The organism is Patescibacteria group bacterium (genome assembly GCA_041653535.1).
In the GTDB taxonomy this organism is placed as follows: Bacteria; Patescibacteriota; Patescibacteriia; order JACRDY01; family JACRDY01; genus JBAZFH01.
The window spans coordinates 307,983-334,834 of the sequence record JBAZFH010000001.1; the positions used below are offsets into that span (position 1 = coordinate 307,983).

Here is a 26,852-nt window from a genome sequence, read left to right on the forward strand (position 1 = left end):
TTGGCTGAAATAACTTGATTGGGCTAGATTTAAATGATATATTTACTATACGTTTATGAAAGCTAGTGAGCTACGCGAAAAATATCTAAAGTTTTTTGAATCCAAGGGGCACGTGATTGTTCCTTCGGCTTCTTTGATTCCGGAAAACGATCCGACCACGCTTTTTACTAGCGCCGGCATGCAACCGATGATTCCGTACTTGCTTGGCGAAAAACACCCGTCAGGAAATAAATTGGTCGATTCGCAGAAATGTTTTCGCACTCAAGATATTGATGAAGCGGGTGATGCCCGTCACACAACTTTTTTTGAGATGCTTGGCAATTGGAGCCTAGGCGATTATTTCAAAAAAGAGCAAATCGGCTGGATGTTTGAGTTTTTGACCAAGGAAATTGGTTTAGACTCAAAACGCATTTATGTTACCGTTTTTCGCGGCAAAGAAGATATTGGTATAGCAAAGGACGAAGAAGCGGTGAAGCTTTGGCAGGAGCAGTTTGCCGCCGTTGGTGTCGAAGCTAAGGCGGTAGACCTTGCCGAAAAAAATGGTTTGCAAGACGGACGGATATTTTATTATGACGAGACAAAAAATTGGTGGTCACGCTCCGGCGTAACTGCTAACATGCCGGTGGGCGAACCAGGCGGTCCTGACTCAGAAATGTTTTGGGATTTTGGTGCAGAGCTAGGGCTACATGAGAAGTCGGTTTTTGCCGATCAGCCGTGCCACGTCAACTGCGATTGTGGTCGATTCATGGAAATCGGTAACAATGTCTTCATGCAATATATTAAGACTGATAAAGGTTTTGAAGAATTAAAAAATAAAAATATCGACTTTGGTGGCGGACTGGAACGTATGACCGCGGCAGTAAACGGCACGCCAGATGTTTTTAACATTGATTTATTTGCGCCGATTAAAGGGATACTAGAAAAATTGTCAGGCAAGGTTTACAACCAGGATCAAAAAGAAACCAAGGCTTTCCGCGTAATCATAGATCATCTACGCGCCGCGACTTTTCTAATTGCCGACGGAGCTGCGCCTTCCAATAAAGAGCAAGGATATTTTACCCGTCGTTTAATCCGTCGGGCGGTTCGCTTTGCTCATGATTTGGGAATCAGTAAATCTTTCTGCGCCGAAGTGGCTAAAGAAGTTGTTGGCGAGTATTCTGATTTTTATCCCTATTTATTAGAGCGACAAACTAAAATAATTAAAGAAATAACAGAGGAGGAAGTAAAATTTAAAAAAACATTAGAATTAGGAATAAAAGAATTTGAAAGAGTGCAGAGCAATAAGAGAATAATGGATAACGACCCTTGTTCTGATTTAGAAGACAGGATTTCCGGAGAGACTGCTTTTTATCTCTATCAAAGTTTTGGTTTCCCAATAGAAATGATAATTGAGTTGGCTAAAGAGAAAGACATCGAAGTTGATATTAAAGATTTTAGTCAGAAGTTAAAAGAACACCAGGATCTTTCCCGTACTGCCTCTGCTGGTATGTTCAAAGGCGGGCTAGCTGACGCTGGAGTAGAAACTACTAGACTACACACAGCTGCGCATTTGATGCTCGAAGCCTTGCGTCGCGTACTTGGTGACCATGTTTCGCAAAAGGGCAGTAATATTACAGCCGAGCGACTACGCTTTGATTTTTCCCATGGCGAAAAAATGACTCCGGAGCAGCTAAAGCAAGTCGAAAATATTGTTAACGAGCAGATTGCCAAAAAGCTACCAGTGGTGATGAAAGAGATGACGTTAGACGAAGCCAGGCAAATGGGCGCGACCGGTGTTTTTGAAAACAAATACGGCGATAAAGTAAAAGTTTACAGTATCGGTGACTTTTCTCGGGAAATCTGCGGCGGTCCGCATGTAGAAAACGCTAGTGAACTGGGACACTTCAAAATAACCAAAGAAGAATCGTCTAGCTCCGGTGTACGTCGGATTAAGGCGGTGTTGGAATAATGTCGTTCGGTTTTCGGCGCGCGGCGATTTGTATTTACAAAATGTCTATAATGTTTTAAAATACAAGTGTTGTATGTCAATGAAAGAAAAGTTTTTAAAACATTTTTGGCACGAAACTTGGTATCAGAAGTTTTCGCGCCATTTTCGGATGTGGTTCAAAAAACATTTTATTCCGCACCAGGATAATGGCTATTTACCGCAAGCTTTGAGTACTAGACATTTACGTTTTTACGCCATTGCCTTGATTTTTATCAAGGTTTTTTTAACAGTTCTTCTTTTTGTCGTCTACCCTTCTTATTTAGTTTTTTCCGCCAAGATAACTGATGGTATTATCGAATTGGCTAATCAGGCCAGGACAGAGATGGGAATTTCTGGTTTAACAATCAATTCTTTATTAACAGAAGCGGCACAGGAAAAAGCTAATGACATGATTACCAAGGGGTATTTTAGTCACACTGCGCCAAACGGCGACAAGCCGTGGGTTTGGCTTGATGATGTGGGTTATGCTTATTACGCGGCGGGGGAAAATCTGGCGATGGATTTTTCTAGCGCCGAAAGCGTGCACCGAGCTTTTATGAATAGTCCGTCGCATCGTAAAAATATTATTAATCCGCGCTACGAAGAAATCGGTGTTGGTATCGCTTATGGCAAAATCGATGGCAAGGACACTGCTGTTTTAGTGCAGTATTTTGGTTCGACGCATAAGCAGATCGTTGCTTCAGTACCAAAAGACATTCAACAAAAGGCGGTTGCTTATGAAAACGCGGCAATGTCACAAGGACAAGAAGTTGGATTGGAAGTTGCCGATAAGCAAGATATTTTTGTGAAAGAATGGGCAAATAATCCTTATGCTATCCAAGATTCAGAAATACAGATGCCTAATGGTGGTAAAGTATTACAAGAAATTGAGTCTAACGCGCCGGTAGTGGTGGCAGTGCCGGAAACAAGCAGGGCGCGAGATTTGGTTAATAATATTATATTTTTCGTAGATAAATTTTTCTATGCTTTCCTGGCATTCTTGATTGTCGCCTTGACGCTCAAAATTTTTATTCAAATACGGGTGCAACATCCTCATATTATCGGTTATACCGCGACTTTGATTTTACTCGTGTTTGTTCTTGCGACTAGCAAGTTTCATTTTGTGGAAAAGATTGTGACTAAGGTGATGGAAATCGTGTAGTAGTTGGTAGTTGGCAGGTAGTAGTTGGGGATTGGAGATAAAAAAAGAACCACCCGAGTCTGACTCGGGTGGGTTTTTTGATGCAAATATGTCAGTCGGTCGCCGGTGTTTTGGCGATACGACACTCGGCCTCGACCTTCTCGGCAGCGGCGACAACCGCCTCGGCCTCGACTTTATTGGCAATGGCGAGGTAGCACAGTAGCATGTTGGCATCGGGCACGTGCCGATAAGGCTTATCTCTCAATTCACCCAAGAACAAATCCTTTTGTTTCTTGGAGCCATAGTAGACGCCATCGATTAGCGCGACGACGTTATCGTTGCTGACCGATCCGTTGCGTCCTGGAAGCGGATTCCAGAACTCTTTTTCGCTGACAGTTACTTCTTCGCCATCAACCTCAATGGCGACGAAGAATTGGAAATGTTCTCTATAAGGGTGTTTCGCCTTAGAGAACACACACGAATACGCATCCAGGGCGAGCACCACTGTTTTTTGTCCGGTGATGTCAACCCGGAAGCTACAAACATTTTTGCCACACACTATTGGTGTGGTTGCGGCAAGAATCGACAGTAGTGTGTCGTTCTTGCCAGTAAAGGTCACCACAGAAAAAGCGTTTTGTTTTAATACATAAAAATCACAAGGTCTCATTTCATATCTCCCTTCACTTTCCACCGACGGTGGATGTGATTTTATGGGCGGTAGTCACGAAGTGAGCTACCTAGACGGAAAAAATGCCCTCCGTCTTACAGGGTTTTCCCAATGATTGGGAATGTTGGAATATATCATATTGGTTGATTTTTGTCAAGATTTGAGGCAATAATGTCCAGATGGTAGTGGGTAGCGGGTAGTGAGAAATAGCCAATAAGTAAGGGACTTTTGAATTATCACTCGCTACTCAATACTCGCTACCCTCTACCCTCTACTCGCTACCAAATAGGAATTGACTTATTTTACAGCATTCTCTATAATACCAAGTACTTGAATTATATTGATTCAAATTACCTAAAATTAAACAAAAGAACCATTGGCAGTGGAGCGCGCAGCTGGGATATTGCCAAATGGTTTTTAGCTGCTTGACTTTATTTTTAAATAATATATAATACTGTCAACTTTTTACACAATGAACGCAAAAAAAGATTTTATCGAAATGAGGGGGGAAGTCCTAGAATTATTACCTAGTGCGACTTTCCGCGTAAAGCTAATGAACGGTCATGAGATTTTAGCTCATCTTTCCGGTAGAATGCGAATGAATAAAATTCGTTTGCTGCCAGGAGACGAGGTTAGGATCGAAATGACTCCGTACGATTTGACCAAAGGTCGTATAACCTATAGATTTTAAAACTATGAAAGTCAGAGCTTCGGTAAAAAAAATTTGTAAAGATTGCAAAATCATTATTCGTAAAAAACGGAGAATGGTTATTTGTTCTAAAAGTCCTAAACATAAACAAAGACAAGGATAATTAATTATGGTATTAAGAATTTCCGGCGTTACCCTCGATAACAATAAAAGAATAGAAGCCGCTTTGCCGGCTATTTATGGTATTGGTTTATTTTTTGCGCAAAAGGTTTTGACAAAAGCCGGCGTTAGTCCGGATAAAAGAGTGAAAGATTTAACCGACGAAGAAGCAAATAAGATTCGTAATATTGTAGAAAAAGAATATCGCATCGAAGGAGATTTAAAAAGAGAAGTTTTAACTAATATTAAACGGTTGAAAGAAATTGGCAGCTATCGCGGTTCTCGGCATGCTCGAAACTTGCCTGTTCGTGGTCAGCGCACCAAAACTAATAGCCGCACCGTGCGCGGTAATACCCGTAAAACCATGGCTAGCGGTAAAAAACCGCCAGCGCAAAAGACTTAAGGATAACTTATGATTGAAGAAAAACAAATTCAAACCGAAGAAGGTAAGGAGCAGTTAGTGACGGTCGCGCAAGGCGCAGAAACCGCAGCTGTTGCTGCCGCTAAAAAAGGCAGAAAAAAGACCAAACGTCAGGTTTCGCTTGGTCGGGCTTATATTCAGGCTTCTTACAACAATACTATAGTTACTTTTACTGATCAAAACGGTAATGTTCTCACTTGGAGCTCTGCCGGTCAATGCGGTTTTAAGGGTCCGAAAAAAGCCACTCCTTATGCCGCCAGTATTATCGTTAAAGCAGCGGTAGAAAAAGTTCAGCCTTATGGTCTAAAAGAAGTGAATGTTTTTGTTAAAGGTGTCGGTGCTGGTCGTGAGTCGGCTGTTCGCGCTATTAATGCTAATGGTATCCAGGTATTAACTATCAAAGATATTACTCCTATTCCGCACAATGGTTGCCGACAGCAAAAACCGCGCCGTATCTAATTAATTTTTAATAGATAGATTTTCAATATTATGGCAAGAAAACTAGATGCAAAATGTGCCCGATGTCGTCGGGCGGGAGCCAAGCTCTTTTTAAAGGGTGAGCGTTGTAATACCGCAAAATGCGCTATAGTAAAAAGAAACTATCCGCCAGGAATTCATGGCGTCAAAGGACGCGGTAAATCAACCGGCTATGGTGAGCAACTTACTGAAAAGCAAAAAGCTAAAAGAATTTATGGTATTTTGGAAAAACAGTTCAGTAAATATTATGTTATGGCGACTAATACGAAAGGCGATGCCAATCTCGAGTTGTTGCGTTTACTGGAGATGCGTTTAGACAGCGTGGTTTATCGTTTGGGTTTTGCCGCTTCCCGTACTCAAGCAAGACAGCTGGTTTTGCACGGTCATTTTGTCGTTAACGGTAAAAAAGTGAACATTCCTTCGTTTCAAGTTAAAGTCGGCGATAAAATATCAGTAAGTACCAAGGCGCAAAAATCTAAAATATTTGCCAACCTTTCAGAAAAATTGGGCAAGGCTAATATTCCTTCTTGGTTAGCGCTGGAAGGTAAAAATCTTGAAGGCAAGGTTTTAAATAAACCTGCTCGTGAAGAAATTGATACTTCTTTTGACATTAAAGCTATCATTGAGTTTTACTCAAGATAAAATAAAAAATAAATTAATTCACACACTCTTATGGAAAATTTATTATTACCATCCAAAATCGAGTGGCATAAAGGCGATGGCAAGAATCAAAAGACCGTGGTCATTGAACCTTGCTATTATGGCTATGGCACAACCCTGGGCAATACTTTAAGACGCGTTTTATTGTCTTCTTTGCCAGGAGCTGCTATTGCTTCTTTTAAAATTAAGGGTGTGGACCACGAATTCTCAGCCGTTGAAGGCGTTAAGGAAGATATCGTAGAAATCATTTTAAATTTAAAACGTTTGATTTTTAAATTGCATGGCGATGAGCCGGTAAAAATGACTTTGAAAGTTAAAGGTGAAAAAGTGGTTACTTCCGGTGATTTTGACGCTAACGCTCAAGTCGAAGTGGTTGATTCCGATTTAGTGATTGCAACTTTGACTGATAAAAAATCAGAATTGGAAATGGAAGTTACTGTTGTTCCTGGTCGCGGATTTATATCTAGTGACAATCAAGACAAGGCTCATTTGATGGTAGGGGAAATAGCTATTGATTCAACTTTTTCTCCAGTAGTGGCTGTTGGTTATAAGGTAGAAAATACCCGCGTCGGTCAGATTACCAACTATGACAAGCTAAATCTGTATATCGAAACCAACGGAATTATTACCCCGGAAGAAGCTTTTGATCAAGCGGTTGATATTATGATTGGGCAATTTCAGGCGCTAAAGGGCGATCAGAATATGGCAGTAAAGGGAAAATCTGAAGAGAGTAAAGAAGAATAATTTTTAATATGAAACACCGAAAGAATATAAAAATTTTAGATCGTAATGCCACTGCTCGCAAGGCTTTGCTGCGAGGGCTCGCTAATAATTTTGTTTTACATGAAAAGATAAAGACTACTGAAGCCAAAGCTAAGGTGTTGCGTTCGGTGATAGAGCGTTGTATCACTACTGCAAAAAAGGGAGATCTGGCAGCTCGTCGCAGATTAAGCTCTTATCTTTATACTACCGGCGCGGTAAAAAAAATGATGGAAGAGATCGGTCCGCGCTACAAAGATCGTAAGGGCGGATATACTAGAATAACCAAATTGGATACTAACAGAAAAGACGCCGCTAAGATGGCTTTAATAGAATTCGTTTAATATGAATAAGATTACTAAACATGCTTACGGTTTAAAAAAGGAAACGCATCATATTGATGCGACCGGACTTGCTGTTGGCAGAATAGCGACCAAAACTGCCGGACTGCTGATGGGTAAAAATAAACCTGGCTATAGCCCTCATACTGATTGTGGGGATTTCGTCGAAATAACTAACGCTGACAAAGTAAAATTCACCGGTAAAAAACTTAGTCAAAAGGTCTATTATCGCCACACGCATCATCCGGGGGGTTTAAAGATTAAAAAAATGAAAGAGCTTTTTGATCAAAAGCCGGAAGATGTTATTCGTCGCGCGGTTTCGTATATGTTACCTAAGAATCGTTTACAAAAGTTGATGTTGAAACGACTTAAATTTAAGAAATAAATATGACCGAAAAAAAACCAGTTAAGAGCGAAATTATCGCTGGAAAATATTTTGAAGCCGTAGGCAGACGCAAAACAGCAGTTGCCAGGGTTCGGCTTTTTGATAATAAAAAAAAGCATATCAGTATCAATGGCAGGGAATTTGAGCAATATTTTACCGTTGCTATTGATCGTAAAAAAATTGAAGATCCGCTCAAGGCGGCTGGTTATGCCGACGCGTCTTTTAGCGTCGTGGTAAAAGGTGGTGGAGTCCACAGCCAGGCCGAAGCCGTACTGCACGGTGTTGCCAGGGCTTTGATCAAAATGGATAAGGAATTACGTGCAACCCTGAAACCTTTTGGTTTTATGACTCGTGATCCAAGAGCTAAAGAAAGAAAAAAACCGGGCTTACGTCGCGCTCGTCGCGCCCCGCAATGGCAGAAACGTTAATCTCGAAAAATATATTGATTTATTTAAAGCCCTGTTGTTTAGCAGGGCTTTCGGTGTTTTAATAAGGATATTTTTTAGATAAAAATAGTTTTATCAATATTTATAAGGTAAATTTTAATCATGTTGACTAAAAACAGGTAATGAGCTATAATATAGTTCGAAAATTAAAAGCGTTCTTGCAAAAGGGCGTTTTTACTTTTCACAACGCCTATAACAAAAAACCGGGTAGGCGTAGTAAAAAAATAAAGGTCGTCCCGGAATTATTAACAAACTAAAGACATTAATATGCTGGTTCTATTTTTTATCGGAATTATCGAAATGATTATCGTTTCGATTTGGACCAAGATAGTATCAGAAAACAAAGTTTTGGCCAGTGGAGTAGTGACAGTAGTAAATATCATGATTTGGTATTACGTGCTAGCATCAGTGGTGGAAAATATTAACAATTTTTGGTTGATAATCGTTTACGCCCTGGGTTGCGCTATCGGCACCATGCTTACTACTGCTTACTTCAACAAAACTAACAAAAAGCGCAAAAAAGCCGTAAAACTTTCTCTAAGAGAAGGTTGGAAGCTATTACGCCAAGAAATCTATGATTAAAGAAGAGTCGCCTTTGCCGGATCCTTATCCGGACCAAAGCGCAGCTTAAAACCGCCAAGAGCAGATAGCGAAGGCGGTTTTTTGTTTTTATTAAAGATTAAATTTTGGTTTTTGATTATTAGCGTTAATCCCCTGAGAATTATCGTCATAGGTGAGATTCAGTTTGTTCCATTGTTTTGCTATTTTTTTATCGTCCGCAGATTCTTGCCCTGAAAAGAACTGTCGCAGATGTTCTAGGCGATAAATAAAAGCCGCTACTTCTTTTTTACTAAGTAATTCCATAAGTAAACCCTGTAGCAGCTCAATCTCACGCGGAGTTATAGCAAGTATTTTTTTTAGAGTTTTTATGGCAACGGGTATTTCGTCAACGTCAAACTGCAAATTAAATGAATAAAATATTGGACTATCCGGAGAAAAAGATAGTCCGTTGTCTATGGCTACAACGGAATTGTTTGTATCAATCAGAAAATTATTGCCATGTCTGTCGCCGTTCCATATTAAATAGTCTAAAAGCCACATTTCTAACATTTGTTTTTTGCATTTTGACCATTGGCTGGATCCTATTGTATTGTGTATCGCTTGATGGCCCGCCTCGGCGTCTGGTATAAATTCTTGTACACTACCAATCTCGTTATCAATATTTCTTATAATTGTTGAAGGAACTAGTCCCAGGTCGATAAATTTATTAACTAAGTATGCCGCTCTTTCGCGTTTATAATAAGTTCCGCGTTCAACCAGTCTACTTAGATTTATTTCTCCTTTTTTTGGTTTAAAAACGCCTTTGCCATCTCCCTTAATGTCAATAATGTATGCTTCATTACATCCGCCGTTGAGTTCTTTTTGCTTAAAAATTTCTCCACTTTCTAGATTTACTTCTTGTGGAGTCCTGTCTGTTTTTTGGCTTGGTTTAGGGCATGGCTCTATGGTAGCGTGTTCTTTTTCTGGTGGTTTTGGCGAAAAGGCCATCCAGTCTGGTATTGCCATATATTTTAATCATTCATTATGTTAGAGGCGTTGAGGTATCCTGACTTGAAATTGTATTGAAGCTGTTCGAGAAATTTTGAGCCATCACTGGGAAAAAGTTTTTTGTTTCTATTACCTGGATCTGAGTAGTCAAAAATTCCTTCTTTTTTTAAGCTTTCTACCAAAGATTCGTCTCCTGAAAAAGTGGTTTTTTGACCGTCAAAAAAGCAAGTTAGAATAGTCGCTTGGGAGCCGTCGTTTTGTAGTTTGTAAAATTCTACTTTTTGCATATTTTATTTTGTTGATTATCTGTTTTTAATTTACTCGGATAAAGGGTCAGTGTCAAATGATTGACGATAGACGTATCTATGTTAAGCTATATGTGTATGTTTAAACTCGCAGAATTTCCTCCTTCCGCTCCAGTCAAAAAACCGGAAAAGCGGGGAGAGGCCATGGATCAAATGCTTGGTGTTATAGCCAGCCGGCTAAATAGCGACTTTGCGCCTTTTTTGGACGACAAGCAAAAAGGACCGATAGTTGACCAGACTTGTTCGATTAGTCCGGATTGTTTTGCTGTAGCTAGCGGCGGTCCTTACAGCCGTGTCGATGATGTTAAAACTGACAAACGTTTTGTTAAAGCCAAACAGCTCGAGTGGAGTGAAGCGGAAGATTCCAACGTTGCCAAATTTTATGCCCAAAAATACGGTTGTAATACAACCGAGGAAATAGTGGCACAATGGATAGAAAATAAAGAGCAGCATGTTAGTATGCAACTAGAAAAAGCCATCACCGCTATTTTTTACAAAATTATTGGTAGCAAGTTTTTAGTCATGCGCGCCTCGACTTACGACGACTATGCCAATCGTGTTGATAATGTAATCGTTGATCGAGCTACTGGCGACGTGGTTTGTACTTTTGATGAAGTGCATGATGCTGGTAAAGGTGACCGTCGGGCAGAAAAGGAAGAAAAAATAGTTAAAGTGGCTAAACATGGCGGATGTAAAGTTAAATACGGAATTACTTTTGAAAAAGGTGATGACGGTAAACAAAAATTGGTGAAAAAGGGAATTGGTAATATTCCTTTATTTTTCATTTCTCTTAATACTGATGAGCTGTACGGACTTCTTAATGGTATGAGTTATAATCTAGATGAAAAACCAACTAAAGTAGAAATCGGAATTTTTAATAAGCTTCTGAATTCTTTGGAAGAGCAACAAAGATTTTTGGCTGGTCAGCGGATCGATCCGGAGGTAACGAAGAATCTAGAAAAGTTTGAAGAATCTTTGGCACGAATGCGTGAAATATTGGTGGAAAAATTTGGTGAAAAATAAAAATAATAATTATGCCTTTAGAAAATCTAAAAAAGCAAGGAGAGAATCTACGCGCCGAGGCGCGAAAAACTTTGTTAACTTATATTGTTTCGGCTTTTGCCTTTGTGGCCGGCCTTGCCTGGAACGAAGCGATCAAAAGTCTGATTGAGTATTTTTTTCCGGTCAGTCAATCGGGGATAGTGTTAAAGCTAGTTTATGCTGTAGCGATTACGTTGGTCGTGGTGGTGGTGACTATATATCTATCGAGGTTTTTAAATAAAGAGACAGGGGAAAAGAATTAGGAGATGAGAGACAAGAATTGATTTTTTTGGCTTGACGCACTCTCGTGCGTCATTTTTTTAAAAATCAAAAATGGCAAACTCTTGTTTGCCAAGCCAATTAGGAGGTTAAGTACGTGAAGAGGAATATTCTTGTTGTTTATTTATCAAATATTCTTGGTCGACGGTCAACCTTTAAAATATCAGGGGATTAAGCTATAATAATATTATCTTATGACACCGCAACCAGTCCGAATTGCCAAAAATACCACTTATTTGACGGTGGCTTATATTGTACAGAAAATACTAGCCTTTCTGTATTTTGTTTTAATTGCCAGGATGGTTGGTGTTGCTGATATCGGTAAATATGTTTTTGCATTGTCATTCACTTCGATTTTCGGAATTTTGATTGATTTGGGGTTGTCTTCGGTGTTAACTCGTGAGGGAGCTAAGGATCAAAACAAGATCAAGGATTATCTTGGTAATATTATCGGAATTAAAACGATACTGGCGAGCTTAACTTATATTGCCGTGGTGGTTGCGGTTAATCTTATAGATAAGGATCTGTTGTCACGACAACTGGTGTATATTTCGGGGTTGATCATGATTTTGGATTCTTTTTACCTCAGTTTTTACGCCGCGTTTCGGGCGCAACAGTCTTTGAAATACGAAGCTATCGGGATGACGATAGGACAGTTTATTATTGTCAGCTGTGGCGCAACATCATTGTTATTACATCTACCTCTGCATTTTTTGGTTGGTTCAATACTAGCCGGCAGCGCTTTTAACTTTTTTTATTCCGCTGTTTTGGTTTTTAAAAAGTTTAATTTTTTGCCAACGCCAAGGGTGAACAAGGCGTTATTAAAAGTTATATTTAAAATAGCCATTCCTTTTGCTATTGCTGGTATTTTTGCCCGAGTTTATGGCTATATTGACTCGGTGCTACTTTCGACATTGTCAGGAGACGAAGCGGTGGGTTGGTATTCGGCTGGCTACAAAATAACTTTTGCTTTGCAGTTTATACCAATGGCAATGTCAGCGGCACTTTTTCCGGCCATGGCTAATTATTTTATAGTTGACAAAACGCAATTAGCCAGAGTTTTCGAAAAATCAATGCATTATTTATTATTAATTTCTATGCCGATAACTTTCGGCGTTTTTGTTTTAGCTAATGAATTTATTGTTAAAATGTACGGTACACAGTTTGCACCCACTACTGGAGCGCTCAAAATTTTGATTATTTGCCTGGTGTTTAACTTTCTTAGTTTTCCCATTGGCGCTTTACTCAATGCTTGCAATAAACAGACCCAGAATACGATTAATATGGGTATTACCATGCTTATTAATGTCATTTTTAATATTATTTTGATTCCGTTTATGGGCGCATGGGCTTATGTCGGTGCGGCTATTGCTGCATTAGTCGGGACAATCACTTTGTTTGTACTAGGAATGTTTTATGTTGGAGGGATTATTAGATATAACAAAATATTTTTGATTAAAGGTTTTTTTAAAGTTTTGGTTGCTTGCGTCTGTATGACGGTGGTAATAATATTTTTAAAACCAATGATGAATTTTTTATTTTTAGTTCCGATTGGCGGGGTGGTTTACCTTATTGTGTTGATTTTATTAAAAGGAATAAACTGGACAGAAGCGTGGGATTTGGTCGGGTCGTTTAGAAAGTAGGAGGATAGGAGGGCATGATGACAGGAGGATAGGAGACTCTATTATACTCAACCTCATAACCTCCTATCCTCCTAATTACCCAATTCTATGAAAAAAACATTATTAGTCACAATTGATTTTTTGCCGAGCACCGGCGGTGTTGCTAATTATCTAGAGCAGCTTTGTGTTCGTTTGCCTTATCAAGACTTGGTGGTACTAGCGTCGCGAGTAAATAAAAACGAAGATAACAAATTTAAATTTAGGATTTATCGGCGGAATATTTTAGGTCGGTTTTGGCCGCAATGGTTGCCGATGATTTGGCATATTTATAAGATAGCAAGGAGAGAAAAAATACAGATGTTTTGGGCGGCGCAACCGTTACCAGTGGGGACGGCAGTAATGATTGTTAGTAAGATTTTAAAAATACCGTACATCGTTAATACGCACGGTATGGATGTGGCAAATATTTTGCATCATGGGTCGATAAAAAAATCTTTGGGTGTAATTGTTTTGAAAAATGCCAATCAAGTTACTTTTAATAGCGAATTCACCAAGGGGTTGATTGTGCGATTGGGAGTAGAAGAAAGGAAATTGGTAAAAATAGTTCCATGTCCGGTGGAGAGACAAGAGACAGGAGACAGGAGACAGGAGATAGGATTTGATGGTAATAAAGTATTGCTTAGTGTAGGACGACTGGTGGCGCGTAAGGGTCATGATACGGTTATTAGAGCATTGCCTCAGGTGTTAAAAATAGTGCCGAATTTGGTCTATCTTGTCGTGGGCGATGGTGAAAATAAGGCTAATTTGGTAGAATTAATAAAACGCTTAAATTTGGGTCAAAACGTGGTTTTAGCAGGTTATATAGCTGATCACGACTTATCGACCTATTATAGGGCTTGTAATGCGTTTATTATGGTGGCTAGAGGGGGAGTCGGAGGTGATTTTGAGGGTTTTGGCATGGTATTTTTGGAGGCAGCTCTTTTTGCTAAACCGGTGATTGCGGGGCGGTCTGGTGGACAAGCCGAGGCAGTGATTGACGGTCAAACCGGACTAGTCGTTAATCCGGAAAGTGTTGAGGATGTTGCGGGGGCGATACTTGAGTTGATGACCAACCAAGAGTTAGCAGAAAGGCTTGGCAAACAAGGTAAAGAACGAGCAAAAAGGGATTTTAGTTGGGATATAGAAATAAAAAAGCTAGAGGGGATTTTAAAATAATTTAAGAATAAAAAATTAAAAAAATATTGCTACAGAGGTCTTTATTTTTTGTCTCGAAATGTTATGGAAAAAATTAACATTATTATGTTTTCCATGTCCCATTACACGGATTGGCAGAAGGGACGGGTGAATCGTAATTATCATGTTTTGCAATCTTTACAAAAAGACGAGCGGATTGACAAAATTGTTTCGGTAGATTTTTTGCCGTTTAACTGGAAGAAGGTGGCTAAAGTTTATTGGGAAAACGTAATTTGGCCAATGAAAGATTTGGAAATAATTTACGGCGATTTTACCAGCGCCTGTCATCGAGTAAATAATAAACTTTATATTTATTCAACGATTGATTCGATTTATTCCCATCGAACGGTGGTACGTGAGATCCGCCGGATTATTAAGGTTTTGAAACTGACCAATGTTGTTTTTTGGTCTTATAATCCGCTGTTCACTGATATTTTGGAAGACGTTGGTAGAAATAAGATTGATCGCAAGGCTTTTGTTTTTGACGCAGTGGATAATTGGTTAGAACATCCGGCTTTTAAAAAATATCATAGTGACATCAAAGTCGGCTACCAGGTTATTCGTCAAGACGCCGATCTAATTTTTTCCGTTTCAGAGTATTTGCAGAAACAACTTTTTGCCGGTGACAAGGATTGCTACTGGGTGCCAAATGGTATTGATATGGAACATTTTGCCGCACCAAGTATTAAATATGATACGCCGGACGAGCTAAAAAATATCAAGCATCCTATTATTGGTTATCACGGTGTAATCGAGGATCGGGTTGATCTCGATCTGGTAAAAAATATTGCCAAAAATAATCCAGACAAATCGATCGTGCTCATCGGCGCTGGTATCTGGAAAAAACGAAAAAAGGTTTTAGTTGATAATTTCAAGGGTTATGACAACGTTTATTTGATTCCTTTTGTTCCTTATCAAGAGTTGCCAAAATATTTGCACTGTTTTGACGTAGCAATAATTCCGCATAAGATAAATGATTTTACAAGATCAATGAATCCGATGAAACTTTACGAATATTCTGCTTGCGGTTTGCCGATTGTTACGACTTCGGTAGCTGGTATCGAGACTTTTCGTAACATTTTGTATATCGCCAATACTTCAGAGGAATTTAATCAAAAAATAAATTTAGCCTTGCGTGAAGACGGTGATTATTTGCGTAAAACCAGGGTAGAGGTGGTAGCTGATGATTCGTGGTATGGTCGGGTGCAGCTGATGACTAAATATTTATTTGAGAAGTTAAAATAATAGCAGCTAGCAGTTAGCGGCTAGTAACTAGGAAGTGGAATATGGATATTTCAGTTGTTATCCCGTGTTATAATGAAAGCAGAGATATCGTCTCAACCATTAGAGAAGTTGATAATTTTTTGAAAAGTAAAAATTGGCAATACGAAATTATTATCGTTGACGATGGTTCGCAAGATCAAACAGCTGGATTGGCGAAAACGACCGGTGCCAAGGTTTTACAAAACGAAAAAAATAGGGGCAAGGGTTACAGCGTAAAAAGAGGAGCGCTTGCCAGCAGTGGAAATTGGGTATTATTTTTGGATGCCGATCTGTCAACGCCGATTGAGGAGCTAAATAAAGCTGAGCAGTATTTTGCTAGTCATGACATTATTATTGGCTCGCGTACGGCAGATGATGCGACTATCAGGCAAGCGCAGTCGCTACCTAAAATTTTTGCCGGGCAAGCCGGGAACTGGTTTATTCGTTTTGCTCTTGGTCTAAAGATAGAAGACACACAATGTGGTTTTAAGTTATTTTCACGTAAAACTTTGGGGGTGTTTGAAAAACAAACCGTTGATCGTTGGGGGTTTGATTTTGAGCTGCTATTAATTGCCAAAAAGTATGGTTATAAAATAAAAGAAATGGGTGTGGTTTGGGTTAATGACCCGGATTCGAAAGTGACGTTTAGCGGGTACCTTAGAACTTTGGGCGAAGTTTTGAAAGTTAAAGTAAATGACTTGCTAGGCAAATACAAAGTAATATGAAACTGTCGATTATTATTGCTAATTGGAACACCAAAGAACTGACCCGCAAATGTTTGCGGTCGATTTTTGATAATACTAAAAATTTAGATTTTGAATTGATAGTGATTGATAACGGATCGACTGATGGCAGCGTTGAGATGATTAAATCCGAGTTTAGGCAGGTACGGCTAATCGAGAACGAAGAAAATACCGGCTATGTTTTTGCCAACAATCAGGGAATCGCCACTGCCAGCGGGGAATTTGTTTTGCTTTTAAATTCTGATACTGAAATTATCGATGATTGTCTGGATAAAATGGTTGGTTTTATGCAAGATAACCAGGATGTCGGTATTGCTAGCTGCAAAATATTAAATCCTGATAAAACAACGCAATTGCAAGTCAGACGACTGCCGACAGTTTGGGATCAGGCGGTAATACTGACTAAGATGCATAATTTTTTTCCAAAACTGATCAAAAAATATTTGTGGCTAGATTTTGACTATGAACAGCAGCAAGACGTTGAACAGGTGATGGGAGCCTTTATGCTTGTTCGCAAAAAGGTGATTGACCAAGTCGGCGCGCTGGATAAAAACATTTGGTCGTGGTTTGAAGATGTTGATTATTGTAAAAGAGTGCGTGACGCTGGATGGCGAATAGTTTATACGCCGATAGCGGAGATCGTTCATCTTAAGAGTCAAAGCTTTGCCTTTCATCTAGCTTTGCCTAAACAAAAAATACTAGTCAAGAGTATGCGTTATTATTTTCGCAAAAATGTCGGGTGGGGGAGCTATTTATTTTTATTGCCGCTTACTTATATTAGTTTAGCTTTGGCTTTTTTAGTACAACTGTTTAAAATTAAAAAAAGAAATAATCAATTATAAAAAAAGCCGTCTCAATTAATCGAGACGGCTGCTTTTGTGCGGATTTGTCATTTTCCGACCATCGTGGCACCATTTTCGATGGAGGCGCTGTAAACCCTGTTTGATGCGGCCACTTCTCCGTCACGATAGCCACTGTAGTAGCCTTCTTTGTGGCCATACCTGTAAGCAAAGAAACTGCCTGCGACCGCCAAAAGGATAATCCCAATAACCATAATTTGCCCCCTCTTATTTTGATGGTTGTAAAAAGGTGATGGCAGTATTTAATCACGTTTTAATAAATAAGTCAATATGGTTCTGGATAAAAAAGCATTTTTTTTAATATTTGGGGCGTTAATGTTAGTATTAGCGCTTTCTTTTCTTTCTTATTTTTTGCCAATATTTGGTAGCGTTGCCTTTGTCTCGATTTTAACAGCAGTGCTACTCGCTTCCTTGTATCGGCTAAAATTTGGCGTATATATTGCCCTAACTGAGATAATGATTGGATCCATGGGTCACCTTTTTGGTATAAAAATTAGCGGTTTTGATCTTTCGTTGCGAATCGGGATTTTTGCAGTGATAATACTGGTTTGGTTGATTAAGGTGTTGTTTGAGTTAGCCAGAAAAAGAAAACTGGAAAATTACGGCAAGATTTTTGGAAGTAAATTTTTTAAATATTATGCAGTTTTGATCCTGGTAATTTTTTGGGGAGCGCTCTGGGGTTATCTTCGAGGAAACGGGCTTGCCAATGTTTTTTTTGATGTTAATGGCTGGCTATTTTTCTTTTACTTTTTACCGTTTTTTGATGTCCTTACTGCCAAAGACGGGTCAAAAATTTTGAGTATTATGGCTGGAGTGATCGGCGTCAATTGTTTACTTAGTGTTTTTGCTTTTATTTGTTTTACGCAGAACTTTTCATTTGTTGATTCGCTTTATGGTTGGTTGCGTGATTTTCGTATCGGTGAAATAACTTTTGCTGGTGGCAATCTTTGGCGAGTATTTTTGCAAAGCCAAATCTACGCCGCTATAGGTGCGCCATTGTTTTTTTACTTAACGACAAGAAAATATTTAGAGTCAAAAAAAATAAACTTGTTGTTAGCTTTAACGTTTGTTTTCTCTAGCTTGACAGTTGTTTTGAGTTTGTCTCGTAGTTTTTGGCTTGGGTGTCTAGCGGCATTTGGTGTTATGCTCCTGATATTTTTGTTTAAGGAAAAAATCGGGCTAAAAAAAATCTGCGCATTTGGCGCGATATTTATTTTTATATTAGCACTTGAGGTTTTGTTTGTCTGGTTGGTGGCTGGTAGCGGGTCGGGGGATTTGATTAGTAAACGGCTGACCGACACTTCGGAGGCAGCTGGGATCAGTCGAGTCAATCAACTAAAACCTTTATCATTAGAAGTGGCTAAGCATCCAGTACTTGGCTCTGGCTATGGCACGGCAGTAACTTATCAAACACGCGACCCGCGGATATTAAAAAATAACCCCGACGGTTGGTACACGACATTTACTTTCGAATGGGGCTATCTTGATATTTTACTTAAGATTGGATTGTTTGGACTAATCGTTTATCTTTTACTGATATGGAAGGTGATAGAACAATTACGAATTACGAATTATCCGCCTTCGTTCGCTGTGGCGAACTTCGGCGAGACAGGCGAATTACGAATTGGGTTGATTTTGGGGTTGGTGGTGCTTTTGGTAGTGCATATGTTTTCGCCATATCTAAATCATCCGCTGGGTATCGGCTATATTGTTTTACTTTCCAGTTTTGGGAAAAAAGACAATTAGAGAAGCGGTTTATTGCCGCGTAGATAGTCTTGATAACTCATCGAAGCCTTTCCCTCGACCTGAACTTTGTCAAGGGCAAGCTCGCCGTTTTCCAGGTGGGCTTTTAAAATTTTTACTTTTTTACCCGTAATATCAGTCCAAGCTCCGGGCCAAGGGAAGAAAGCGCGGATACAGCGCTCAATTTCTGTCGGAGTTTTTTGCCAGTCGATTTTAGCTGTTTCGTTTTTTATCATTTTGGTAAAAGTCGCTTCGTCATGATCTTGCTGCCAAAGCTGAATTTTACCTTCCAGATAATCGGGCAGTATTTTGGTTAGCATTTCTGCTCCTTCGCAAGCGAGATGGTTACTCAGGCTTTCCGAATCATCATCCTCGATTATTTCAAATTTTTCTTGGGCAATAATCGGACCATGATCCATTTTGGCGTCGAGAAGCATGATAGTAACGCCAGTTTGCCTGTCGCCGTTTAAAATTGCATGTTGGATTGGTGAAGCGCCCCGGTATTTGGGTAGTAGGGAAGGGTGAATATTGAGACAGCCGTATTTAGGTATATCAAGAAAAGCCTGAGGTAATATCTGACCATAAGCTACAACGATTATTAAGTCTGGTGAAAGTTTTTTTATTTCTTCAGTCGCCGCTTCATCAATTTTGGCAAACTGATAAATGCGCAGTCCAAGTTTTTGCGCTTCGATTTTTATTGGTGGCGGAGTAATGATTTGTTTGCGTCCCATTGGTTTGTCTTCTTGAGTAACGACGCCAATAATATTATATCCGGCTTTAGCCAGTTTAATCAAAGAAGGTACGGCAAAGTTTGGCGTACCAAGGAATACTATTTTTGTATTTTGAGGTTGGAACATAATGGTTATGGCGGCAGTGAAAAATTAGTTGATTTTTTTGGAAGTTTCTTTAGTCATCCTGTCGGTAAAAAGAATGGCGTTGAGATGGTCGATTTCGTGCTGAAAAACTCGGGCAAAGAGGTTTTTGGCGCGGATTCTTTTTTTTACGCCGTTTTTATCTAGGCAAGTAACTATTACTGATCTGGATCTTTTGACTAAACCCCATATTCCGGGAACCGAAAGGCAGCCTTCTTCGCCGATTTCTTTGCGAAAAGATTTCCAAATGATTTTGGGGTTGATATAGGCGGTCGGACCGTTTTCAGTGTCTATGATAATTACTCTGATATTTTCGCCAACCTGCGGAGCAGCGATGCCAACACCGTTATCGACTTTCATTGTTTTTGCCAAATCCAAAATAAACTGCTGAAATTTTTTGTCGGCAATTTGTTCAGGATTTATTTTTTTTGATTTTTTACGCAAACGAGAGTCAGGTATAGTAATTATTTCCATATAAAATTTATATTAAATCTTCAGGGTCAACATCGATAATCCAGTCGTCGGGGACTATTTGTAGTAGACCGTCAATGTTGATTTTGGTTTTTATAATAATAACATAACGCCAGCGACCGCGCACGCGGCTGGTAAAAACGGTTTGCGGTTCGCTGATTTGAGCGGCTATTTTATCTTTTTCTTGTTTTTTTGTCAATTCTCGAAAAAGTGTATTTGCCTGAAATTCTGCCTTTTTTGGATTGGAAGATTGATATATTAGTTTTATTAACTGACCAAAAGGCGGATAACCTAAGTCGGATCTGGCCTCTATCTCTCGGGTGTAAAAATCGTCGTTGTTTTTACCAACAAAATCTCTAATGATGCGATTTTCTGAGTTAAATGTTTGTAGATAAATTTTGTCGGTTTGTGATCCGGTAGCAAACAGCTCGATTTCTTTGAGTGTTTGCCATAGTCTTTCTCCGGAACGGAATCCCGGTAAGTGCAACATATTGTCCAGCGAAAGTATTGCCACTAGGTCGATTTTTTGCCAGTCTATTTTTTTGAAAAGAAAATTGGTTCCCAGGTAAATGTCGGCCGAATCGATCTGTTCGCTAGTAATTTTTTGCAAATCAACATCGGCATCGAGACGCAAAACGCGGCAACCGGGCCAGATTTTGGCTAGATCTTTTTCTATTAGCTGTCCGCCGCTGCCGGGAAAACGAAAGTTAACGCCACGACAGTTGGGGCAAGATAATGGAACGTCTTGCTGCCAGTCGCAATGGTGACACTTGAGTTTGCCACCAGTATGAAAAGGTAGCGGAAGCAGGCAATGAGGGCAATTAAAAACATAACCGCAGTCAGAACAAGTAACAGATCGATGAAGACCGCGACGATTGATATAAAGCACGGTTTTTTGTCCCGCCGATTTTGCTTCGATTATTTTTTGGGCTAGACGTTCGGAAACTAAGGAATAATTACCGTGATGGGCTTCGTCTTTTAGGTTGAGAATAGGAATACCTATTTGGTTGGGATTTTCTTTGATAATATTTTTTATTTTGCCAACGATTTCTAACCGTGGAGCAGGGGAGACAAAAATGATATTAGCGTCATGAATTTTGGCAAGTTCCGTTGCGGTGGTTCTAGCATCATAACGGGGGTTTTGGTCCCATTGTTTGAAGCTGCTATTTGGTTCATCAATGACAATAATTGTTTCTAGATCAGCTAAAGGAGCAAACACTGCTTGACGGGTACCAATAATTATTTTCTTTTGACCACTAGCGGTTTCTTTCCAGGCGAGCAACTCTTCGTTTTTGCTTTGCTTTCCGGAAAAAACAACAATTTTTTCTCGCAACTGATTTGGGATAAATCTGCCCAGACTAGTCAGGTCTTCGGTTTCCGGTACCAAAATCAGGGTTTGTTTTTTTGTATTTTTTATTAGTGAGTAGATAAAATCGTTTTGATATTTTGCGGTTGTTGGTATCAAAATATTTGTTTTATCTAGCCTGTCTATTTTTATTTCTTTGGCTGTAAAATCTTGCCAGACAATATCTTTATTCTTGCGGCTCGGCATCTTTTTTTGCGGGATAATGGGAATCATTGATTTAACCACTAATCCAAGCGAAGTGACATAATATTTGGCCAGCCATTCTGCCAATACCAGCTGTTGGGAGCTAAAGAGCGGTTCGGGATAAAGAATTTTGGTTAACGGTTTAAGGTTTTTGGCAGGAAAGTTTATTTTATCAGTAGTAGCTTTTACCACACCTTGAATTTTTTTGCCGCGAAAGGTAGTGCTAATAATTTGACCAACTTTAATCTTACCAATCAATTCTTCAGGGATGGCGTAAGTAAAAACAGTTAATTTTCTAGGCAGGCGAACTGCCGGTATGATTTGGGCGAACATTAATTTATGCAGAAATTTTAAAATTTTTGTTTATTTGTATTTGGTGGTAGTAAAGCGGTAAAGAGTGATTTTGTCTTTACTTAGATTAATACCGCCTTTGCGTGCAGCAATATAAATCTGATCATCGATGGTATCGACATCTTCTAAATCGGGTAATAGCAACCCTTTCTTGCGTCCAGATTCGACTATTACGCCGTATTTTTCGGGGTTGAGTTTGGCTGGCGAATCTATCTGTTCGGGTTTACTCAGAATACTAACTTCATATTTTATGGTTGGCAGTTCTTTTTTAGTGATCGGGGAAAAGCGATAATCGGCGGTAGCGGCCGAAATAGAATTAGCAATTATTTCTTGTGCCAAATTTTTTTGCGTAGCCAGTATAGTGCCAATGCAGCCGCGTAGTTCGTCGCCCTGATAAAGAGTAACAAAAACGCCGCCTTTTTGCGTAAGAGTTTCAGGCGGCAATTCGTCTTCTTTAAAGTCAGGATATTTTCGACCGAATAACAAATTTTGCTCCACGGTTTCTTTGGCTAATTTAACATAGGGATGCATAGCCGTATTTATTATTATTTGAAGCGGAAATTCGCCACTAGATAACCGACGCCGAAAGGTCCTTCGTAGCTTAATATGTCGGTTTGATAGTTCATATTTTTTATTACTCCCAGCAGGATTAAGATAGAACGCAGTCCGCATTCCCCAGCGTCTTCAATCGTTTGCGGATCGAGTTTTAGGATACCTTCTACGTCACGATTTTTTAGCAGCTCGATGAGTTTTTTGTCAAATTCTTTTCCTTTAGGATTATAGCCCGCCGGAGCGTCTTTGGTTAGGCGATGGGACAGGTCGCCGGAAGCAATAATTGCTACTCGTTCGTTGGTTTCAAATATTTGGTCTTTCAGAATTTCGCCAAAGCGGACATGAGCGGCGTAATCAAGCAAACAATAGCTAAGCGGTACTATGGAGATATCTTTTAAATGTTGGGTCAAGTAATATAGTGGTACACCAGCGCCGTGATCCAGTTTAGGTTCGGAGGTAACTGTTAAAGGCGTTTGTTTGTCGGTTAACGTCCTTAGGTCTTCAATAAATTTTAGATTGGGACGAAGCTCTAGCTTGGTGATCAGGTCGCCAAAATCGTTAAAATTAATTTCGTATTTATCACAAAGATTAATCAAGAAAGCATCGAGCAGCACTACCCCGTGAGGCGAAATAATGACTATCACATCAGGTTTACTGGCGTACAAATCCTGTTCCATTTGTGTCAGTGCTTTAACCGTGTTGTCGATTTTTTGCAAATATTCCTTGCCTATATTGGGAATAAGTATTGGCGGATGCGGCGAAATGCCGGCAAAAACTAGAGACATAAAATATTTTTTTAACTATTTTTTCTTAAGCGTAAGCATTTCTCCTAACGGGTGTAAATCAAGGGCTTTGTAGGGGATACTAATTACGTTTGTCCATTGATAACCCAGTCCGATAAAAGTGTCTTCATCGGGAATCCAACGTCTTTGTCCGTTGGAAATGACATAAATTTCTGGATATTCATTGGCTTTGACCAGCGTGCCATCTTTTAATCTGACCGGATCGCCAGTCGTATAATTGGCAAGTTCCTTAGTGAAAAGCTTTATTAGGGTTTTTCCGGGATAATTAATCTGCATTACTTCTTTGGACCAGATAGCATATTTCATACCATCTTTGACAAAATAAATGCCGCCGCTGGTTTTATCTTGCGCCAACACTCCTTGCGGATAAATACTTTTTTCACTGATTGGTTCGCCGAGAAAAAAGTTTTGTAAATCCGCTTCACTGGCATCTTCCACTTCTTCTGGGTTCCAACCGATAGCTTTAAAAACTTCGGAAGAAAGAATCGGTCGTTTTTCATCGTCGACGATTAAGAATATTTGTTTACTTGGACTACGAACCAGCGAGTAGTTGGCAAGTTGTATCGGCCATCCAGTTGGGTAGATATCCAAATCAGTTTTACTGATTAACAGTATTTTACTTTCGTCAAAACGAGTAATCAGGGCTATTTTTGATTTTATCAATCTTCTGGTGTGATACTGAATATACCAAACATCCGGGCTGTCAGCGGTTTTGACCAACGAACCGTCGGGATAGGGATATTCTTTTTCCGCCACTTCTTCGGCAGATGTCGGTCCAAACCAACTGGTCCAAATGTTGAAAAAATTTTTATTTCCACGCAAATGCGGAGTGTAGTTGTATAGAGCGGCGGTGCCGATATTGACCGGAGTAACAGTTGTGTCGTCGATGATGCTGGTTTTGCCAGCTTGGTAGCTGAATTCCTGCGGGTTATTCAAATAATATTCAAATTGTGCCGCGGCACTGTTAATTTGTTTATAAAAACCTTTCCAGCGTTGGAGCGCCGGATCGTCCATTGAGCAATTGTCGCAGATAGCATAGCCGGTTGCCCAATCGTAGCGTTTTTGCGTCGGATTGGTCATAGTGATCAGGCTTTGTTCGCGCTGAGTGAGGGCAAGAAGAAATTTCGGAGAAATACCCCAGCGCTGAGAAACTTCATTGTAAGCCTCAGCCGCCGTAATTTGTCGCACGTTGATTTGGTTGCCTTCCTTATCTTTACCTTCGGAAATACAGGTGTAAGTACTTAATGTCCCCGGTTGGTTGGAAAGAAATTGTTGAATGTCGGCTAAATTCATTGAATCTTTAGCTAAGATGTCAGTATCGGAAATAATAAAATTTGGGTCAAAGTCGGCGGCGATAGCTGGTATGGCTAGTAGACTAAAAAAACAACCGATTGTGAAAAATTTGCTTATTTTGTTTATCATAATTTTATTTTATTTAACTATATAATTCTAGCAAATTTTACTTGATTGGGCAAAGAAAAAAGACCGCCGCTGACGCGGCGGTCTTTAGGTTGGTTATTTTAGCAGTTTTGGTAACGCTTCGGCGATAATGGACGAATACTTGGCAAGCACTTCATGGGTCTTGGGATCGCCATAGTCAACGATTTTTACCTTGTCGTCGGCAGTGACGATAAAGCTGCTTTGGTCAGAAAAGACGTGAGGATCCATCCAGGCATCAAGACCCATGAGTTTGATTAAGGTGTTCTCGAACTCGAGTTGGTCTACGACCTCAAATGGTTTGCCTGCTTCTTGGACATTGACCAGACCAAACAGGGAAATGAAGGTTTTGGTCAGAAACGGATCACCGGAGTTTTTAAGGAAATAGATGAATTCTTTCCAGTTGGTGATTATTCCTGCAAAGAGAAATCTTTGAGGACTGCCATATTGTCGCCAGTTGAACTTCCAGAAAGATTCTAACAAGAATCTGTAATTTCCGTCTTTTATTTCATACTTGATAAGTTTTAGTATGCTTTTTGCCCCAATCACCGGAAATTTTACTGCCAGACGATCGAAAACAAAAACAGTTCTGGTAGTACCCTTTTTTATTTTCATGATCTTTCCTTTCTGTAAGATTTTTGTAAAGGTCAGTATCAGACTATCTTAGTCCCGGAGGTTTTTTTGTCAATCTTTACAAAATTAGGAAAAAATGAGTTTTGTTTCTGGCTACTGCTAGTTAAAGGTTTTGCAAGCGGGCGCTGTAGGGGCGATTCATGAATCGCCCCTACAGGAATCGTTCCTCGCGTATATACTAAAAACGACCATCTTTTGTTAGTAGGTCGTTTTTGATAAACAGGAATTTTTTATAAAACAAGTTTTATTTTTTCCCCGCAATTTGGGCAAGCGCCATCACGGTCTTTGCGTTCAGTGAGGAAACCGTGGCGTTCGATAACGACGGTGTTGCAGTCAGGGCAATAGGTGTTTTCTAGTCCATCGGTCCAGATATTACCGACATAAACATAATGTAGACCAGCTTTTTTGCCGATGTCATAGGCTTTTTGTAGCGTCGACGGGGGAGTGGTTGGAGTGTCACCTAGTTGCCAAGATATTTCCGGAGAAAATTTCGATAAATGCCAAGGCGTATCGGCGCCGAGTTTTTGATAAATAAAATTGGCGATCTTTTTTAGTTCTGCCGGCGAATCGTTGAGACCGGGGATAACCAGAGTAGTGATCTCTAGCCAGGTTTTGCCCAGGTGTTTGATCAGTTTTAGATTTTCCAGCACCGGACGCATTTTGGCTTTGCAGATTTTATTGTAAAAATTTTTGCTGTAAGCTTTGAGGTCTATATTGATTGCGTCTAAGTGTGGTGTTAGTAACTTTAGCGCGTCAGGCGACATATAGCCGTTGGAAACCCAGACGTTTTTCAGTCCATTTTGGTGAGCTAGTTTCGTCAGCTCCAAGTTGTATTCGATCGACAGTGTCGGTTCATTGTAGGTATAGGAAATAGAGTGGCAATTGTCGCGCAGCGCCGCATCGACGATTTGCTCTGGCAATACCTCGGGAAGAAGATTTCCGTCAGTACCTTTGGCTTGTGACATGGACCAGTTGAGGCATTGCTGGCAGCGAAAATTGCAGCCGACTGTGGATACGCCATAAGTCAGGCTACCAGGCAGAAAATGGAAAAGAGGTTTTTTCTCAATAGGGTCAACTTGTCCGGCGATAACTTTGCCATAAACCAGGGAATACAAAACCCCGTCGCGATTTTCTCGTACCGCGCAGATGCCGGTTTTGCCAGGAGAGATGATACATTTGTGCTGGCAGAGTAGGCAAGCGACCACTCCGTTTTTCTTTTTTTGATAAAGTATGGCTTCATGCATAGGTTTTAAAGTTGTGTATTGTGGCGTTTGGTGCATCGTTCACGATAACCCCGCACATGCGGGGTCGCTCCCTAGCTAATCCCCAACTACCACCTACCAACTACCATCTCTATCATACCCTTTTTGACAAAAAAAATAAGGGGCTTCTGGCAAAACCCCTTAGAGTGAGTGTTAATTTTAGGTAGTGACTTTTTTTCGTGCCTCGATAATTTGAGTCGAAGCGATAACTTGA

At 39.9% G+C, this 26,852-nt stretch carries 32 protein-coding genes; 20 read left to right on the top strand and 12 right to left on the bottom strand.

Annotated features, from left to right (window positions below):
* The first annotated feature begins 55 nt into the window (after positions 1 to 55).
* Entirely contained in the window at positions 56 to 1,948 is a 1,893-nt protein-coding gene (locus tag WC310_01525; protein MFA5358484.1) for an alanine--tRNA ligase, read from the top strand.
* 79 nt (positions 1,949 to 2,027) lie between these two features.
* Positions 2,028 to 3,128 carry a CAP domain-containing protein gene (locus tag WC310_01530; protein ID MFA5358485.1) on the top strand — a complete coding sequence of 367 codons (1,101 nt, stop codon included), beginning with the start codon at positions 2,028 to 2,030 and terminating at the stop codon, positions 3,126 to 3,128.
* A gap of 91 nt (positions 3,129 to 3,219) precedes the next feature.
* Here the strand turns inward: WC310_01530 and WC310_01535 are convergent, their stop codons facing one another.
* Entirely contained in the window at positions 3,220 to 3,774 is a 555-nt protein-coding gene (locus tag WC310_01535; protein ID MFA5358486.1) for a hypothetical protein, read from the bottom strand.
* 472 nt (positions 3,775 to 4,246) lie between these two features.
* Here WC310_01535 and infA point away from each other — a divergent pair, with 472 nt between their 5' ends.
* From infA to WC310_01585, 10 genes are all read left to right on the top strand, one after another.
* Positions 4,247 to 4,465 (top strand): translation initiation factor IF-1, encoded by a 219-nt coding sequence (gene infA / locus WC310_01540; protein ID MFA5358487.1) that lies wholly within the window; start codon positions 4,247 to 4,249, stop codon positions 4,463 to 4,465.
* Positions 4,466 to 4,469: 4 nt separating this feature from the next.
* On the top strand, positions 4,470 to 4,586 hold the full coding sequence (gene rpmJ, locus WC310_01545; GenBank protein MFA5358488.1) for a 50S ribosomal protein L36: 117 nt from the start codon (positions 4,470 to 4,472) through the stop codon (positions 4,584 to 4,586).
* A gap of 6 nt (positions 4,587 to 4,592) precedes the next feature.
* The gene (rpsM, locus tag WC310_01550; protein ID MFA5358489.1) at positions 4,593 to 4,985 is read left to right on the top strand and encodes a 30S ribosomal protein S13; all 393 of its coding nucleotides are present in this window, start codon (positions 4,593 to 4,595) and stop codon (positions 4,983 to 4,985) included.
* Positions 4,986 to 4,994: 9 nt separating this feature from the next.
* Entirely contained in the window at positions 4,995 to 5,462 is a 468-nt protein-coding gene (gene rpsK, locus WC310_01555) for a 30S ribosomal protein S11 (protein ID MFA5358490.1), read from the top strand.
* A 30-nt stretch (positions 5,463 to 5,492) separates the two neighbouring features.
* On the top strand, positions 5,493 to 6,122 hold the full coding sequence (gene rpsD / locus WC310_01560; protein MFA5358491.1) for a 30S ribosomal protein S4: 630 nt from the start codon (positions 5,493 to 5,495) through the stop codon (positions 6,120 to 6,122).
* Positions 6,123 to 6,152: 30 nt separating this feature from the next.
* Complete coding sequence (gene rpoA, locus WC310_01565; GenBank protein ID MFA5358492.1) at positions 6,153 to 6,884, top strand: DNA-directed RNA polymerase subunit alpha; 732 nt, start codon at positions 6,153 to 6,155, stop codon at positions 6,882 to 6,884.
* An 8-nt stretch (positions 6,885 to 6,892) separates the two neighbouring features.
* The gene (gene rplQ, locus WC310_01570; protein MFA5358493.1) at positions 6,893 to 7,243 is read left to right on the top strand and encodes a 50S ribosomal protein L17; all 351 of its coding nucleotides are present in this window, start codon (positions 6,893 to 6,895) and stop codon (positions 7,241 to 7,243) included.
* A 1-nt stretch (position 7,244) separates the two neighbouring features.
* Positions 7,245 to 7,625 (top strand): 50S ribosomal protein L13, encoded by a 381-nt coding sequence (rplM, locus tag WC310_01575; protein MFA5358494.1) that lies wholly within the window; start codon positions 7,245 to 7,247, stop codon positions 7,623 to 7,625.
* A 2-nt stretch (positions 7,626 to 7,627) separates the two neighbouring features.
* On the top strand, positions 7,628 to 8,053 hold the full coding sequence (gene rpsI / locus WC310_01580) for a 30S ribosomal protein S9 (GenBank protein ID MFA5358495.1): 426 nt from the start codon (positions 7,628 to 7,630) through the stop codon (positions 8,051 to 8,053).
* Between the two features lie 285 nt (positions 8,054 to 8,338).
* On the top strand, positions 8,339 to 8,653 hold the full coding sequence (locus WC310_01585; protein MFA5358496.1) for a DUF5698 domain-containing protein: 315 nt from the start codon (positions 8,339 to 8,341) through the stop codon (positions 8,651 to 8,653).
* A 90-nt stretch (positions 8,654 to 8,743) separates the two neighbouring features.
* Here the strand turns inward: WC310_01585 and WC310_01590 are convergent, their stop codons facing one another.
* Entirely contained in the window at positions 8,744 to 9,637 is an 894-nt protein-coding gene (locus WC310_01590; protein ID MFA5358497.1) for a hypothetical protein, read from the bottom strand.
* 5 nt (positions 9,638 to 9,642) lie between these two features.
* Positions 9,643 to 9,906 carry a hypothetical protein gene (locus tag WC310_01595; protein MFA5358498.1) on the bottom strand — a complete coding sequence of 88 codons (264 nt, stop codon included), beginning with the start codon at positions 9,904 to 9,906 and terminating at the stop codon, positions 9,643 to 9,645.
* Between the two features lie 96 nt (positions 9,907 to 10,002).
* Here WC310_01595 and WC310_01600 point away from each other — a divergent pair, with 96 nt between their 5' ends.
* From WC310_01600 to WC310_01630, 7 genes are all read left to right on the top strand, one after another.
* The gene (locus WC310_01600) at positions 10,003 to 10,947 is read left to right on the top strand and encodes a hypothetical protein (GenBank protein ID MFA5358499.1); all 945 of its coding nucleotides are present in this window, start codon (positions 10,003 to 10,005) and stop codon (positions 10,945 to 10,947) included.
* 11 nt (positions 10,948 to 10,958) lie between these two features.
* Positions 10,959 to 11,228 (top strand): DUF5654 family protein, encoded by a 270-nt coding sequence (locus tag WC310_01605; GenBank protein ID MFA5358500.1) that lies wholly within the window; start codon positions 10,959 to 10,961, stop codon positions 11,226 to 11,228.
* 210 nt (positions 11,229 to 11,438) lie between these two features.
* On the top strand, positions 11,439 to 12,887 hold the full coding sequence (locus tag WC310_01610) for a flippase (protein MFA5358501.1): 1,449 nt from the start codon (positions 11,439 to 11,441) through the stop codon (positions 12,885 to 12,887).
* An 87-nt stretch (positions 12,888 to 12,974) separates the two neighbouring features.
* A complete protein-coding gene (locus WC310_01615; GenBank protein ID MFA5358502.1) occupies positions 12,975 to 14,081 on the top strand; it encodes a glycosyltransferase family 4 protein in 1,107 nt (368 codons plus the stop codon).
* A gap of 63 nt (positions 14,082 to 14,144) precedes the next feature.
* Positions 14,145 to 15,344: a glycosyltransferase gene (locus WC310_01620; protein ID MFA5358503.1), complete on the top strand. Its 1,200-nt coding sequence runs from the start codon at positions 14,145 to 14,147 to the stop codon at positions 15,342 to 15,344.
* Between the two features lie 41 nt (positions 15,345 to 15,385).
* Entirely contained in the window at positions 15,386 to 16,087 is a 702-nt protein-coding gene (locus tag WC310_01625) for a dolichyl-phosphate beta-glucosyltransferase (protein ID MFA5358504.1), read from the top strand.
* On the top strand, positions 16,084 to 16,947 hold the full coding sequence (locus WC310_01630) for a glycosyltransferase family 2 protein (GenBank protein MFA5358505.1): 864 nt from the start codon (positions 16,084 to 16,086) through the stop codon (positions 16,945 to 16,947). Before WC310_01625 ends, WC310_01630 begins: the two co-directional genes overlap by 4 nt.
* Positions 16,948 to 16,994: 47 nt before the next feature.
* Here the strand turns inward: WC310_01630 and WC310_01635 are convergent, their stop codons facing one another.
* Entirely contained in the window at positions 16,995 to 17,159 is a 165-nt protein-coding gene (locus WC310_01635; GenBank protein ID MFA5358506.1) for a hypothetical protein, read from the bottom strand.
* A gap of 76 nt (positions 17,160 to 17,235) precedes the next feature.
* On the opposite strand from WC310_01635, the gene WC310_01640 reads away from it, so the two are divergent.
* Positions 17,236 to 18,711 carry an O-antigen ligase family protein gene (locus tag WC310_01640; protein ID MFA5358507.1) on the top strand — a complete coding sequence of 492 codons (1,476 nt, stop codon included), beginning with the start codon at positions 17,236 to 17,238 and terminating at the stop codon, positions 18,709 to 18,711.
* Here the strand turns inward: WC310_01640 and fmt are convergent.
* The 8 genes from fmt to amrS form a co-directional block, all read right to left on the bottom strand.
* Positions 18,708 to 19,565: a methionyl-tRNA formyltransferase gene (gene fmt / locus WC310_01645; GenBank protein MFA5358508.1), complete on the bottom strand. Its 858-nt coding sequence runs from the start codon at positions 19,563 to 19,565 to the stop codon at positions 18,708 to 18,710. The genes WC310_01640 and fmt overlap by 4 nt on opposite strands.
* Positions 19,566 to 19,589: 24 nt before the next feature.
* Positions 19,590 to 20,054, bottom strand: coding sequence for a peptide deformylase (def, locus tag WC310_01650; protein MFA5358509.1), 465 nt, complete (start codon positions 20,052 to 20,054; stop codon positions 19,590 to 19,592).
* 7 nt (positions 20,055 to 20,061) lie between these two features.
* A complete protein-coding gene (priA, locus tag WC310_01655) occupies positions 20,062 to 21,933 on the bottom strand; it encodes a primosomal protein N' (GenBank protein MFA5358510.1) in 1,872 nt (623 codons plus the stop codon).
* Between the two features lie 30 nt (positions 21,934 to 21,963).
* Positions 21,964 to 22,482, bottom strand: coding sequence for an AmmeMemoRadiSam system protein A (amrA, locus tag WC310_01660; GenBank protein ID MFA5358511.1), 519 nt, complete (start codon positions 22,480 to 22,482; stop codon positions 21,964 to 21,966).
* 14 nt (positions 22,483 to 22,496) lie between these two features.
* On the bottom strand, positions 22,497 to 23,288 hold the full coding sequence (amrB, locus tag WC310_01665; GenBank protein ID MFA5358512.1) for an AmmeMemoRadiSam system protein B: 792 nt from the start codon (positions 23,286 to 23,288) through the stop codon (positions 22,497 to 22,499).
* 15 nt (positions 23,289 to 23,303) lie between these two features.
* Positions 23,304 to 24,728 (bottom strand): hypothetical protein, encoded by a 1,425-nt coding sequence (locus WC310_01670; protein ID MFA5358513.1) that lies wholly within the window; start codon positions 24,726 to 24,728, stop codon positions 23,304 to 23,306.
* Positions 24,729 to 24,821: 93 nt separating this feature from the next.
* Entirely contained in the window at positions 24,822 to 25,358 is a 537-nt protein-coding gene (locus WC310_01675) for a hypothetical protein (GenBank protein MFA5358514.1), read from the bottom strand.
* Between the two features lie 248 nt (positions 25,359 to 25,606).
* Positions 25,607 to 26,620, bottom strand: a complete 1,014-nt coding sequence (amrS, locus tag WC310_01680; protein MFA5358515.1) for an AmmeMemoRadiSam system radical SAM enzyme — start codon at positions 26,618 to 26,620, stop codon at positions 25,607 to 25,609.
* Between the last annotated feature and the right edge of the window lie 232 nt (positions 26,621 to 26,852).

Excerpts from the sequence above, each read along its gene's own strand:
- WC310_01675 (MFA5358514.1), bottom strand. The coding sequence starts at position 25,358 with ATGAAAATAAAAAAGGGTACTACCAGAACTGTTTTTGTTTTCGATCGT.
- WC310_01670 (MFA5358513.1), bottom strand. The coding sequence starts at position 24,728 with ATGATAAACAAAATAAGCAAATTTTTCACAATCGGTTGTTTTTTTAGT.
- WC310_01535 (MFA5358486.1), bottom strand. The coding sequence starts at position 3,774 with ATGAGACCTTGTGATTTTTATGTATTAAAACAAAACGCTTTTTCTGTG.
- rplQ (MFA5358493.1), top strand. The coding sequence starts at position 6,893 with ATGAAACACCGAAAGAATATAAAAATTTTAGATCGTAATGCCACTGCT.
- WC310_01585 (MFA5358496.1), top strand. The coding sequence starts at position 8,339 with ATGCTGGTTCTATTTTTTATCGGAATTATCGAAATGATTATCGTTTCG.
- WC310_01625 (MFA5358504.1), top strand. The coding sequence starts at position 15,386 with ATGGATATTTCAGTTGTTATCCCGTGTTATAATGAAAGCAGAGATATC.
- WC310_01615 (MFA5358502.1), top strand. The coding sequence starts at position 12,975 with ATGAAAAAAACATTATTAGTCACAATTGATTTTTTGCCGAGCACCGGC.
- rpmJ (MFA5358488.1), top strand. The coding sequence starts at position 4,470 with ATGAAAGTCAGAGCTTCGGTAAAAAAAATTTGTAAAGATTGCAAAATC.
- WC310_01635 (MFA5358506.1), bottom strand. The coding sequence starts at position 17,159 with ATGGTTATTGGGATTATCCTTTTGGCGGTCGCAGGCAGTTTCTTTGCT.
- rpsI (MFA5358495.1), top strand. The coding sequence starts at position 7,628 with ATGACCGAAAAAAAACCAGTTAAGAGCGAAATTATCGCTGGAAAATAT.
- amrA (MFA5358511.1), bottom strand. The coding sequence starts at position 22,482 with ATGCATCCCTATGTTAAATTAGCCAAAGAAACCGTGGAGCAAAATTTG.
- infA (MFA5358487.1), top strand. The coding sequence starts at position 4,247 with ATGAACGCAAAAAAAGATTTTATCGAAATGAGGGGGGAAGTCCTAGAA.
- rpsM (MFA5358489.1), top strand. The coding sequence starts at position 4,593 with ATGGTATTAAGAATTTCCGGCGTTACCCTCGATAACAATAAAAGAATA.
- rpsK (MFA5358490.1), top strand. The coding sequence starts at position 4,995 with ATGATTGAAGAAAAACAAATTCAAACCGAAGAAGGTAAGGAGCAGTTA.
- WC310_01530 (MFA5358485.1), top strand. The coding sequence starts at position 2,028 with ATGAAAGAAAAGTTTTTAAAACATTTTTGGCACGAAACTTGGTATCAG.
- WC310_01630 (MFA5358505.1), top strand. The coding sequence starts at position 16,084 with ATGAAACTGTCGATTATTATTGCTAATTGGAACACCAAAGAACTGACC.
- fmt (MFA5358508.1), bottom strand. The coding sequence starts at position 19,565 with ATGTTCCAACCTCAAAATACAAAAATAGTATTCCTTGGTACGCCAAAC.
- WC310_01610 (MFA5358501.1), top strand. The coding sequence starts at position 11,439 with ATGACACCGCAACCAGTCCGAATTGCCAAAAATACCACTTATTTGACG.
- priA (MFA5358510.1), bottom strand. The coding sequence starts at position 21,933 with ATGTTCGCCCAAATCATACCGGCAGTTCGCCTGCCTAGAAAATTAACT.
- WC310_01595 (MFA5358498.1), bottom strand. The coding sequence starts at position 9,906 with ATGCAAAAAGTAGAATTTTACAAACTACAAAACGACGGCTCCCAAGCG.
- WC310_01620 (MFA5358503.1), top strand. The coding sequence starts at position 14,145 with ATGGAAAAAATTAACATTATTATGTTTTCCATGTCCCATTACACGGAT.
- WC310_01525 (MFA5358484.1), top strand. The coding sequence starts at position 56 with ATGAAAGCTAGTGAGCTACGCGAAAAATATCTAAAGTTTTTTGAATCC.
- WC310_01600 (MFA5358499.1), top strand. The coding sequence starts at position 10,003 with ATGTTTAAACTCGCAGAATTTCCTCCTTCCGCTCCAGTCAAAAAACCG.
- WC310_01590 (MFA5358497.1), bottom strand. The coding sequence starts at position 9,637 with ATGGCAATACCAGACTGGATGGCCTTTTCGCCAAAACCACCAGAAAAA.
- WC310_01605 (MFA5358500.1), top strand. The coding sequence starts at position 10,959 with ATGCCTTTAGAAAATCTAAAAAAGCAAGGAGAGAATCTACGCGCCGAG.
- def (MFA5358509.1), bottom strand. The coding sequence starts at position 20,054 with ATGGAAATAATTACTATACCTGACTCTCGTTTGCGTAAAAAATCAAAA.
- amrS (MFA5358515.1), bottom strand. The coding sequence starts at position 26,620 with ATGCATGAAGCCATACTTTATCAAAAAAAGAAAAACGGAGTGGTCGCT.
- amrB (MFA5358512.1), bottom strand. The coding sequence starts at position 23,288 with ATGTCTCTAGTTTTTGCCGGCATTTCGCCGCATCCGCCAATACTTATT.
- rpsD (MFA5358491.1), top strand. The coding sequence starts at position 5,493 with ATGGCAAGAAAACTAGATGCAAAATGTGCCCGATGTCGTCGGGCGGGA.
- rpoA (MFA5358492.1), top strand. The coding sequence starts at position 6,153 with ATGGAAAATTTATTATTACCATCCAAAATCGAGTGGCATAAAGGCGAT.
- rplM (MFA5358494.1), top strand. The coding sequence starts at position 7,245 with ATGAATAAGATTACTAAACATGCTTACGGTTTAAAAAAGGAAACGCAT.
- WC310_01640 (MFA5358507.1), top strand. The coding sequence starts at position 17,236 with ATGGTTCTGGATAAAAAAGCATTTTTTTTAATATTTGGGGCGTTAATG.